9 protein-coding genes and 1 riboswitch are annotated in these 11,548 nt (G+C 61.8%); of the genes, 6 read left to right on the top strand and 3 right to left on the bottom strand.

The genetic code is table 11. The annotated features are described in order from the left end of the window. Positions 1–288: 288 nt before the first annotated feature. Positions 289–744: a GNAT family N-acetyltransferase gene (locus M5G11_RS27310; RefSeq protein WP_273913973.1), complete on the bottom strand. Its 456-nt coding sequence runs from the start codon at positions 742–744 to the stop codon at positions 289–291. Between the two features lie 211 nt (positions 745–955). Continuing rightward, complete coding sequence (metE, locus tag M5G11_RS27305) at positions 956–3,244, bottom strand: 5-methyltetrahydropteroyltriglutamate--homocysteine S-methyltransferase (protein ID WP_273913974.1); 2,289 nt, start codon at positions 3,242–3,244, stop codon at positions 956–958. Between the two features lie 226 nt (positions 3,245–3,470). Here metE and M5G11_RS27300 point away from each other — a divergent pair, with 226 nt between their 5' ends. Continuing rightward, the gene (locus M5G11_RS27300) at positions 3,471–4,967 is read left to right on the top strand and encodes a methyl-accepting chemotaxis protein (RefSeq protein WP_273913975.1); all 1,497 of its coding nucleotides are present in this window, start codon (positions 3,471–3,473) and stop codon (positions 4,965–4,967) included. 13 nt (positions 4,968–4,980) lie between these two features. On the opposite strand, the gene M5G11_RS27295 is transcribed toward M5G11_RS27300, so the two are convergent. Next, on the bottom strand, positions 4,981–5,298 hold the full coding sequence (locus tag M5G11_RS27295) for a DUF2388 domain-containing protein (RefSeq protein WP_273913976.1): 318 nt from the start codon (positions 5,296–5,298) through the stop codon (positions 4,981–4,983). Positions 5,299–5,505: 207 nt separating this feature from the next. Then, positions 5,506–5,711, top strand: a riboswitch (cobalamin riboswitch). A gap of 110 nt (positions 5,712–5,821) precedes the next feature. Between M5G11_RS27295 and M5G11_RS27290 the strand changes: the two genes are divergently transcribed. From M5G11_RS27290 to M5G11_RS27270, 5 genes are read left to right on the top strand one after another with little or no spacing between them, the layout of a single operon-like run. Then, on the top strand, positions 5,822–7,975 hold the full coding sequence (locus M5G11_RS27290) for a TonB-dependent receptor (protein ID WP_273913977.1): 2,154 nt from the start codon (positions 5,822–5,824) through the stop codon (positions 7,973–7,975). A gap of 51 nt (positions 7,976–8,026) precedes the next feature. Continuing rightward, a complete protein-coding gene (locus M5G11_RS27285) occupies positions 8,027–8,809 on the top strand; it encodes an ABC transporter ATP-binding protein (protein ID WP_273913978.1) in 783 nt (260 codons plus the stop codon). Then, positions 8,806–9,774, top strand: a complete 969-nt coding sequence (locus M5G11_RS27280; RefSeq protein WP_273913979.1) for an ABC transporter substrate-binding protein — start codon at positions 8,806–8,808, stop codon at positions 9,772–9,774. The genes M5G11_RS27285 and M5G11_RS27280 overlap by 4 nt, the downstream gene beginning before the upstream one ends. Then, positions 9,771–10,796, top strand: coding sequence for a FecCD family ABC transporter permease (locus tag M5G11_RS27275; RefSeq protein WP_420793871.1), 1,026 nt, complete (start codon positions 9,771–9,773; stop codon positions 10,794–10,796). Before M5G11_RS27280 ends, M5G11_RS27275 begins: the two co-directional genes overlap by 4 nt. 2 nt (positions 10,797–10,798) lie before the next feature. Beyond that, positions 10,799–11,533 carry a (2Fe-2S) ferredoxin domain-containing protein gene (locus M5G11_RS27270; RefSeq protein ID WP_273913980.1) on the top strand — a complete coding sequence of 245 codons (735 nt, stop codon included), beginning with the start codon at positions 10,799–10,801 and terminating at the stop codon, positions 11,531–11,533. Positions 11,534–11,548: the final 15 nt, after the last annotated feature.

Raw genomic sequence — 11,548 nt, 5'->3', positions numbered from 1 at the left:
CTTTATCTCGGCATAACCCCAACCCCAAGACGCTGGAGGCCTTGTGGGCTTTGGGTTGCGGGGGTTATAGGGGTAGGAGTGTCCGTGATTCGCGACGGTTACAAGAAGCGGGTTTGTCGAATCAGTACCTTATGAGCCTCATGAACATTTCTAACATAGCATCTGGCTTAACATAATATACATTATGCGTAACATTCTGTAGCAATATTCTGGGTGCAGTGACCGCCTTCGAACGCAGCAAACGGCCCTCTGGCAACCCTGGGCATATCCACCCAGCCGCCACGTGAATCAAGCCTCCAGCTTCAGCTCCATGACAATCGTACGCTCCGCACCATGAAACTCATCACGAATCACCTGGTATCCCAACCCTGCATAGAAATCCTGCGCCGTGATCGACGACGGTACGCGCAATGTCTTCACGCCGGCGTCAACCGCCACGGCATGAATCACGCCCATCAACGTCCTGCCAATTCCAACGCCTTGATAAGCAGGATCGACGAAGACGCTTCTGACAACATCCCGATCGAGGCTCGCCGTTGCGACAGGTTCACCAGCTACACAAGCGACAAATACGCTGCGGCTGCACAACAAACCCTGAACGGCCTCTGGAGCAAAGCTCTTTTCAACCTGAGCAATGACATCGGCCGGATAGTCCTGAGCGTTGGATTCGCGCAACGCGGTAATCACCACACGGCTGATTGCGCTAGCATCGTCACTGGTTGCAATGCGCACCTGATATTCCATACGATTCCTTCCGTAAATTGATTACCCTGCTTTTCACTACCTTTTATAAGCAAAATTAATAACTACACTAAATGTCTATTTAGTGTAGTTATCGTTTGGCAATTAACTAGACACCTGCGCAGTATTGAAATAATCACCCATACACGGCTCCTGAAAAAATCAGCCGCATTCTAGCGCAGACAACTTCCCTCCCCCCCCACTATCACCTAATTCACGCCAGTTCTTTACGCAGTTGCCGCGCCGCGCTGACCATGTGCACCAGCGCCGCTTCAGTCTCCGGCCAGCCACGGGTCTTCAGGCCGCAATCCGGGTTCACCCACAAACGCTCGGCAGGAATGCGCTTGGCCGCCTTGCGCAGCAAGTTGGCCATCTCCGACGCATCCGGTACGCGCGGCGAGTGAATGTCATAGACACCCGGGCCGATCTCGTTCGGGTAAGCAAAGGCTTCGAACGCCTCCAGCAACTCCATGTCCGAACGCGATGTCTCGATGGTGATCACGTCGGCATCCATGGCCGCGATGGACTCGATCACATCATTGAATTCGCTGTAGCACATATGGGTATGAATCTGGGTTTCATCACGCACCCCCGAGGCACACAGGCGGAACACCTCGGTCGCCCAGTCAAGGTAGTGCTGCCATTGCGCCTGGCGCAGCGGCAAGCCTTCGCGGAATGCCGCTTCGTCGATCTGCACGATCTTGATGCCAGCAGCTTCCAGATCCACCACTTCGTCGCGAATGGCCAGGGCCAGTTGGCGTGCCTGCACTTCACGGCTCACGTCTTCGCGTGGGAACGACCACATCAGCATGGTCACCGGACCGGTCAGCATGCCCTTCATGACCTTGTCGGTGAGGTTCTGGGCGTAGCGGATCCACTCAACCGTCATGGCCTTCGGACGGCTCAGGTCGCCGAAGATCACCGCAGGTTTCACACAACGCGAACCATAGCTCTGCACCCAGCCAAAGCGGGTGAAGACGTAGCCATCCAGTTGCTCGGCGAAGTACTCGACCATGTCGTTGCGCTCGGCTTCGCCATGTACCAGCACGTCCAGGCCCAAGCGCTCCTGCACCGTCACGGCATGGCGGATCTCGCTGTGCATCGCTTCGGTGTATTCGGCTTCGGTCAGCTTGCCTTGCTTGAACGACTGACGCGCCAGGCGGATCGCCGCCGTCTGCGGGAACGACCCAATAGTAGTGGTTGGGAACGCCGGCAGTTGCAGGCGGTTGCGCTGGGCTTCGATCCGTTTGGCAAACGGGCCTTTGCGCTGGCTATCGGCTGCGGTCACGGCAGCTACACGAGCCTGTACGGCGGGCTTGTGAATCCGCGACGACGCGGCGCGGGCAGCCTGAACAGCACGGCTCTGCGCCAAGGCCTCAAGCACTGGCGCCGCTTGTGGCTCATTGATCGCGCGGGCCAGGATGGATACTTCTTCACACTTCTGCACGGCAAACGCCAGCCAGCTTTTCAGCTCGGCATCCAGCTTGTCTTCACGGCCCAGGTCCACCGGGCTGTGCAGCAGCGAGCAGGACGGCGCCACCCACAGGCGCTCGCCCAAACGCTCATGGGCATGCTGCAGTACCGACAAGGCTTGCTCCAGGTCGCAACGCCAGACGTTGCGACCGTTGACCAGGCCCAGCGACAAGACTTTATAAGCAGGCAGGCGATCAAGAATAGTCGGGTACTGTTCCGGCGCACGCACCAGGTCGATGTGCAGGCCGTCGACTGGCAGGTTGGCCGCCAGGCCGAGGTTTTCTTCCAGGCCGCCAAAGTAGGTGGCGAGCAGCTTTTTCAGCGGGTCGCGCTGGATCTGGTTGTAGGCACGCTCGAAGGCATTCTTCCACTCCTGCGGCAGGTCCAGCACCAGGATCGGCTCGTCGATCTGTACCCATTCAACACCCAGGGTCGCCAGGCGTTGGAAGATCTGGCCGTACAGCGGCAGCAAGCGATCAAGCAGCTCCAGCTTGTCGAACTCGGCGCCTTTGGCTTTACCCAGCCACAGATACGTCAGCGGGCCAATCACCACCGGCTTGACCTTGTGGCCCAGGGCCAGCGCCTCCTCGACTTCCTCGAACAACTGCTCCCAGCCCAGCTGGAACTGCTGGTCGGCGCTGAATTCCGGTACGAGGTAGTGGTAGTTGGTGTCAAACCACTTGGTCATTTCCTGGGCGTGGGCGCCACCGCAGCAACTGTCGCTGACGCCACGCGCCATGCCGAACAGGGTTTGCAGCGTGGCTTTGCCGTCGTGCGGGCGGAAGCGCTCCGGGATCACCCCGAACATCAGCGAGTGGGTCAGTACCTGGTCGTACCAGGCAAAGTCGCCCACGGGCAGCAGTTCGATACCGGCTTTTTTCTGCAGGTCCCAATGCGTCTTGCGCAGCTCGCTACCCACCGCACGCAGGCCCGCTTCGTTCAGCTCGCCCTTCCAGAACGCCTCCTGGGCTTTTTTCAGTTCGCGGTCGCGTCCAATGCGGGGGAAACCAAGGGAATGGGCCAAGGCCATGACGAACAACTCCAATGTGTGTGATGGGAGCTATTGTCGATAACAAAGGCATAGTGAGACAAACTCATTAAATTCGTGATGAACACAAATTTTCCTCAACATGACCTCAAAAATTCGGCAAACCCAGTGTTTTTTGCCGACTACAGTTTCTTTACGCCATTTCCACCGCCCCAGCCTGCCCTGTGTTGCCCCTTGATTCTGGTTCAACTACCCGGAGTAAGCGTGCATGCCCCTACCCCCACGTTTTCTTGAGCACTACCGCAAGGCCGACCGCATCATGCTGGGGCTGATCTGGCTGATGTTCGGCTTCTCCATCGGCTTGGCGTTCTGGCACGACACCTTCATCCAGGCCTTGCTGGTAGGCGGTGGTACCAGCCTGGTACTGACCCTGCTCTACCGCGCCATTGGCGGTACACGGCTGATGCGCTGCCTGCTGGCGTTCGGCCTGATGGTCATGGCCGCGCTGCACATCAACCAGGCGCAGGGCCTGATCGAATCGCACTTCGGGATATTTGCGCTGTTGGCGGTGCTCACCTATTACCGCGACTGGCTGCCGATCCTGATTGCTGCCGCCGCCATCGCCGTGCACCACGTGGGTTTTCACGTGCTGCAGCATCAGGGCTTCCCGGTGTATGTCATGGCCCATCACGGCGGCTGGACGATGATTTTCGTGCATGCCTTCTACGTGGTGATGGAGACCCTCGCCCTCCTCTACCTGGCCGTCCACAGCCAGGCGGAAGCGGTCGAGAGCCAGGACATGCTCGACAAGATCCTGCTGGCCACCTCCCAGTTCACGGGCGACGCGGGCAAACACGACCAGGCTCAGGCGCATGTCTCCCTGGCGCAGCGCTTCGATCAGTTCTTCACCCAGGTGACGGCGCTGGTCGATGGCGTGGTCCGCGACTCCCACGGCCTTGGCCAACTGGGCCAGGAACTGGCCAAGGCCAGCGGCACGCTGGAAAAAGGCGCGCAGCACCAACTGCTGGAAATCTCGCGCATGACCGACGCCATGCAGCAGATGGGCGATGCCATGGGCCACATCGTCATTCATGTCGAGGATGCCGTCGAGCACGCCGGCCAGGCGACCGTGCAGATCTCGCGGGGGCAGGAAAGCGTGAACCGCGCCCAGCACGAGATCATCCAGTTGGAGTCGCGCATCAACGGCACCAACGAGACCGTGCAAACGCTGGCAAGCCAGGCCGAGCGCATCGGCAGCGTGCTGGAGATCATCAGCGCGATTGCCGAACAGACCAACCTGCTGGCCCTGAACGCCGCCATTGAAGCCGCGCGCGCGGGTGATCAGGGCCGAGGCTTTGCGGTGGTTGCCGATGAGGTGCGCAGCCTGGCCAAGCGCACCGCCGTGTCCACCCAGGAAATCCGCACGATCATCGAGGCCCTGCAATCAGGCAGCCGCAAAGCGGTCGAGTCCATGCACGAGAGCCGTGAAGGCGTGGCGCGCTGTGTCGAGGACAGCCGGCAGGCGGCAGCGATGTTGCAAGCCGTGGGCGCCGACATTTCGCACATTGATCAGCTCAACGGCCATATCGTCGCAACCACCCGGGCGCAGTCCACCGCCAGCAGTGAAGTGGTCGGGCGCTTGCAGTCGGTGCAGAGCATTGCGCAAAGCACCGCGCAGGATGTCGAGACCCTGGCTGTTAGCAGCCAGCGCCTGCCCCCCATCAGCGTTCGCCTGGATGCACTGGGGCGCACCTTCCATCAGTAGCGCCCCGGCACAACTAGCGCTCGTCGCCTAGCTCGTCGCGGGTCAGGATGGCCCGGGCCAGGTCTTCATCACTGGCTTGCAGCCCTGGATTGGCCTGACGCATCTGCTGGATCATCGACTCCAGGTACACGCCCCGAATCGCCCCGTCGCTGGCGATGAAGGCGGAGGCGTCGTCGCGCGCCGGGATGATCAGCTTGTGGTCCTTGAAGGTGGAATACAGCGAGGCGGAGACCCCCGCCGAGGTAGCGACATCACCGGCATCGACACGGGCAAAGGCCGAGCCGAAGGGCAAGCACAGCATGAGGGACGAAACGAGCAGTACACGGCGCATGGTGGTGCCTCCGAAAAAGAGATGACCAACATGAGTTATGAGGATGCACCGCCCCCAGGAGTTCCCGGCAGGCCGACAAGCTGCCTGTCAGTTCGCCATGATGGCGCCTTCCAATCAGCCGGCAAGCCCCGAATTCATTGATTTGGCAGATATTTCCGCATTCTGACGACTATTCAAAAGAATTGACGCCCTACCCCATAAGTGGTCAGATGCGCGCCAGTTTCAGGTGTCCACTGCCGCCGTGCAGTGGATTAAACGGGAAGCCGGTGCGTCACTTCAGGTGATCAGTCCGGCGCTGCCCCCGCAACGGTAAGCGAGCGACCCATTCGACAGACCACTGTGCCAAGGCATGGGAAGGTGAATGCGTCATGACCCTCGCAAGCCCGGAGACCGGCCTGCAACTTCGTTTGGCAAAACCCGCGGTGGGCGGGCGCAGGCCGGTCTTCGCGGCCACTTTGCGTTCGCGATTCCCCCAATGCGTAGTTCCCCCGGGATTCATTCATTCCTGATTGGTTGGAATCGCATGTCCCGTTCTTCCCTGCTTCATTCGTTGGCGAACCGTTCGCTGCGTTTAGGCTTGCTGCCTTGTCTGGCGATGTCACCCTTGGCCTTTGCTGCCGAGAAGCAAACCCTGGCCCTGCCCGCCACTACCGTTTCCGAAGCGGCCGACAACAACCCGGCTGTCGACCTGGCCACCCCTACGCCTGCAGGCTCGCGCCTGAAACTCTCGGCGCTGGAAAACCCGGCCAGTGTCAGCACTATCGACCGCCAGGCTATAGAAGGTCGCAACAACACCACGGTACTCGACGCGGTGAGCCGCTCGCCGGGCATCACCAGCGTGGCCTCGCCGGGCAACGGCAACACCTCGATGTCGGCGCGCGGCTTTGTCGGGCACAGCTCAGTCATGACCCTGTTCGACGGCGCGCGCCTGTACACCGGGGCCGGCACCCAGACCTTCCCGGTCGACCCATTCATGGTCGAGCGGATCGACGTGATTCGTGGCCCGGCTTCGGTGCTGTACGGCGAAGGCGCCACCGGCGCGGTGATCAACGTAGTGCCGAAAAAGCCTTTCGAAGGCGAGATCCGCAACCGCCTGCGCCTGGGCTATGGCTCCGACGACCGTGAACAGCTCGGCCTGGACAGCGGCGGTTCGCTGACCGATACCCTGAGCTACCGCCTGACCCTCAACCAGCAGCAAAGCAATGGCTGGATCGAGCGCGGCGAGTCGCGCAGCCTGGCCATGAGCGCAGCATTGCGCTGGCAGGCAAGCGATGAGCTGAGTTTCACCCTCGCCCACGAGCGCGGCGATGCCGAGCCGATGAACTACTACGGCACGCCGCTGATCGACGGCCACTACCGCGACAGCCTGCGCGACAAGAACTACAACCTGCGCGACGCCGTGCAGCGCTACCACGATGAGTGGACCCGCCTGAACACCGACTGGACCTTGAGCGACAGCGTCAGCGCGAGCAACGAGCTGTACTACATCAAGAGCCGCCGGCACTGGCGCAATGCCGAGGCCTTCGCCTGGAACAGCGGCCGCGAGCAACTGCTGCGCGGCGACTACCTGGAAATCAAGCACAACCAGGAGCAGATCGGCGATCGCCAGAGCTTCACTTTCAACCATTCCCTGTTCGGCCTGGACAGCCGCACGGTCGTCGGTGCCGAGTACAACCGCATTCGCTTCGATGTCGCCAGCAACTCGCCGTACAAGGATGTCGGTGGTGATTTCATCGACCCATGGCAGCCGGCGCCGGGCTACTTCCAGAGCCAGTCGCCGATGCTGCCAGCCACCGGCAGTACCACGCGCACCTTTGCCCTGTTTGCCGAAAACCGCCTGCAACTGTCGGAGCGCTGGTCGTTGGTCACCGGTATCCGCCGTGACCAGAACCATATCGACCGCACCGACGAGCGCGCCAACACCCGTGCTGATCGAAGCCTGGATGGCGGCAACTGGCGTGCGGGCCTGGTCTTCGCGGTCACCCCCGAACTGTCGCTGTACGGCCAGTACTCGACCAGTGAGGACGGGGTCAGCAACCTCATCAGCCTGAACCCTACACAGCAGCAGATGGACCTGACCGAAGCCAAGCAGACTGAATTCGGCCTCAAGCAGCTGTTCTGGGGCGGTCGTGGTGAATGGACCCTGGCGGCCTACCACATCGTCAAGAAAAAGCTGCTGACCACCGACCCGGTCACCCGCCTGTCGCAGCAGATCGGCCAGCAGTCTTCGGACGGCCTGGAAGCGACCCTGGAGCTGGCATTGGCCAACAACTGGCATGTCTCGGCCAACGCCTCGGTGGTGCGCGCCGAGTACGACGAGTTCAACGAGAACGTTTCCGGCCAGCTGGTTTCGCGTGCCGGCAATCGCCCGAGCAACGTGCCACGGCGCACTGCCAACCTGTGGGTGAGCAAGGCGATTACCCAGGACTTCGATGCCGGCATGGGCCTGCGCTATGTCGATGCGCGTTACGCCAACACTGCCAATACCGTCGACGTGCCGGGCTACACCGTACTCGATGCCAACCTGGGCTGGAACGTGGTACCGGATGTGCGCCTGGGCCTGCAACTGAACAACCTGCTGGACCGGCGTTATGCGGTGGCCCAGCAGAACAGTGGCCAGCAGTGGTTGATGGGCGAGCCACGCTCGTTCTTTGTCACGGCTGACTACAGCTTCTGATGTAACGGGCGGCGGGCCCCTGCCCGTCGCCCTCCTGAATGGAGACAGGCGATGTCACTGTTGCAGATCAACAACTTGAGCTGGGAACCTCGACAGCGTCAAGAACAGCCTTGGCGACTTGAAGGCATCGACCTGCAGGTAGAACCAGGCGAGTTTGTCGGCCTGATCGGGCCCAACGGCAGCGGCAAGACTAGCCTGCTGCGTTGCGCCTATCGCTTCAATCCGCCCGACACTGGCACAGTGCACCTTTCTGGCGAGGATATCTGGCAACAAACCCCACGTTGGGTCGCCCGACGTATTGCCGTGATGCTGCAAGAATTCCCCCAGGATTTCGGCCTGACCGTCATGGACGTTGTCGCCATGGGCCGAACGCCACACCAAAGCTGGTTCGCCGGCGACAGCGCCGCTGACCTGCAACTGATTGAAACAACGCTGCAGCAGGTTGGGCTGACGGGCAAAGGCAACCACAGCTTTGCTTCGCTTTCCGGTGGTGAAAAGCAACGCGTGCTGTTGGCTCGCGCGCTAGTGCAGCAACCTGACCTGCTGATTCTCGATGAGCCAACCAACCACCTGGACCCGCGCTTTCAGCTTGAGCTGCTGCAGCACCTGCGCGGCGCTGGCCCAGGCGTGCTGGCCAGTTTTCACGACCTCAACCTGGCTGCCGCCTTCTGCGACCGCCTCTATGTGCTTGACCGCGGCCGCATCGTCGCCAGCGGCACCCCGGCAGACGTCCTTACCGAGCAACGGCTGGAGCAGGTATTCGGCGTCCACGCGCTGGTGGATACTCACCCACTGGCTCCTCACCCACGCATTACCTGGATCAGCCCCGCATGAAGCGATACCTGGCCTGTTTGACTCTCCTCGCAGCGTTGCCCCTCAGTGGCGCAGCCGCCGACTTTCCGCTCACGGTGACCAGTTGCAACCGCACGGTGACCTTCGAGCATTCGCCGCAACGCGCCGTCAGCCACGACGTCAACATGACCGCCATGCTCCTGGCCCTCGGCCTGCGCGAGCGAATGGTCGGCTATACCGGCATTACCGGGTGGAAGACCATCGACCCGGCGTTGCGAACGATGCTTGATGGCTTGCCTGAACTGGCCGCGCGCTACCCTTCGCTGGAAAACCTGCTGGAGGTGGACACCGACCTGTTCTTCGCCGGCTGGAGCTACGGCATGCATGTCGGCGGGCCAGTCACGCCACAGACCCTGGCCCCCTTCGGCATCCCGGTCTACGAACTGAGTGAGTCCTGCTCGCGGATCATGGCGCAACGCGAGGCCAGCCTTGAAGACCTGTACACCGACTTGAGCAATCTGGGGCGCATTTTTGACGTTGAGGCGCGTGCTTCGACGTTGGTAGCCGGTTTGAAGGATCGTGTAAGCAAGGTCCAAAACCGGCTTGAGCACCTTGATCAGCGTCCCAGGGTCTTCCTGTATGACAGTGGTGAAGACCGCCCCACCACCTCTGGCCGCCTGGGCATGCCGCAGGCGCTGATCGACGCTGCCGGTGGGCAGAACATCATGGCTGACGTAGCCGCCAGCTGGACCCAGATCAACTGGGAAAGCATGGTCGAGCGCAACCCGCAGGTGATCGTGATCGTCGATTACGGGCCGACCTCCTGGCAGCAGAAGCGCGACTTCCTGCTGCAACACCCGGCCCTGGGCAGTGTCGATGCCATTCGCAACCAGCGTTTCGTGGTGCTGTCGTACCTGGCGGCAACGCCGTCGCTCGACAATGCCGAGGCGATTGAAACCCTGGCCAAGGCACTGCATCCGCAACTGTTCGCCGGAGGCACGCCGTGACGCCGATTCGCAGTGTGGCCGGCTACCGTACTTTGCTCGGAGTGTTGGCTGGGCTGTTGCTGCTGTCGTGCCTGATGTCGCTGGGTTTTGGTGCGGCGCAGGTGCCGCTGGCCAAGGTGCTGGGGATTGCCCTGCAGCAACTGGGCGTGGCCGGTGGCGGTGACTGGAGCCTGGGGCAAGCGCAGATCGTCTGGCAGATCCGCGCGCCTCGCGTGGTGTTGGGCGCGCTGGTCGGCGCCGGGCTTGCGCTGGTCGGCAGCGCCCTGCAGGCGGTGACCCGCAACCCGTTGGCCGACCCGCATTTGTTGGGTGTGAGCTCCGGCGCGGCCCTCGGGGCCGTGGTCGTGGTGCTGTACCTGGGCGAATTTGCCGGGGTGTTCAGCCTGCCGCTTGCCGCCTTTGTCGGGGCGCTGTGCAGCATGTTGCTGGTTCTGACGATTGCCAGCCGCCATGGTCGGCTGGAAAGCGATCGCTTGCTGCTGGCTGGCGTGGCTGTGTCGTTCGTGCTGATGGCGTTCGCCAATCTGCTGCTGTACACGGGCGATCAGCACGCGGCGAATTCGGTGATGTTCTGGATGCTCGGTGGGCTCGGCCTGGCGCAATGGAAGCTGCTCTGGCTGCCGGCGCTGTGTGTGCTGGCGGGGTTTGTTGCGTTGTTGAGCCTGTCGCGGGCACTCAATGCCTTGATGAGCGGTGAGCAAACGGCGGTCAGCCTGGGCTTCAACACCCGGCATGTGCGTTGGCAGGTGTTTGTCTGTACCTCGTTGCTGACCGGGGTGCTGGTCGCGCTGAGCGGCGCCATCGGCTTTGTCGGCTTGATGCTGCCGCACATGGCGCGGCGCCTGGTCGGTGCCGAACACCGCCGCCTGCTGCCGGTCAGCGCCCTGCTTGGCGCATTGTTCGTGGTCTGGGTGGATATCGCCGCGCGCACGCTGATTGCCCCACAGGACTTGCCGATCGGCATTGCCACGGCGGCCATTGGTGGCGCGTTCTTCATTGTGTTGTTACGTCGCAAGGTTTGAAGATGAGCTACCGTCGCGTGTTGTTCGTGGGGCCGGACCTGGCCGAGGGTTCGTCCACCCTGGCATTTCGTCAGCAATTGCAGGGGTTGCGTGGGCCTGAAGCGTTGGTTGATGTGATCGACACCGCTACGGGGTTCGATCAGCTGTGGCAGGTCACGGGGGCTTTTTTGCGTGAGTCCGAAGGGCTGTTGCTGATCGTCGACCTCGATCCTGGTGCCGACAGTGCTTACCTGGACTGGCTGCGCAGCGAATTGCAGACCTTGGCAGAAAGTACCCCGGGGCGACTGTTTATCACTGGGGCGTTGCTTGGCCGGCATGATCTGTCGGCGGCGAAAGCCTGTGCAGTTATTGAGCAACCTGCCGAGCATCTGCCGTGTGCAGGCATTGCCGAGGTGCCGGCGAAGCCCAACTGGTCGCAGATTCCGGCGCATCGGCATCAGCTGTTTCTGTGTATCGGGGCGCGCTGTGTGCGCCGTGGCGCCCTGCCCTTGTGGAAACGCCTGCGTCAGCAACTGGCGGCTGCGGACGTTATCGAGAAGCCGGACGGCGTGCTGATTACCCGCACCTACTGCCAGTACCCGTGCAATCGCGGGCCGATTGCCACGGTGCACCCGGCTGGGCATTGGTACCGGGTTGCCAGTGAGGCGGATGTGGACAATTTGGTGCGTGAGCAGTTGCTGGGCCACCGCCAGGCGGCATCGGCCCTGATTGCCAGAGAGTCTGACCAAACATCGTAGATACCGTCTTGCCCG

This window comes from Pseudomonas fontis, assembly GCF_028656955.1.
Classification (GTDB): Bacteria; Pseudomonadota; Gammaproteobacteria; order Pseudomonadales; family Pseudomonadaceae; genus Aquipseudomonas; species Aquipseudomonas fontis.
This window is presented reverse-complemented; position numbering and strand designations above follow the sequence as displayed.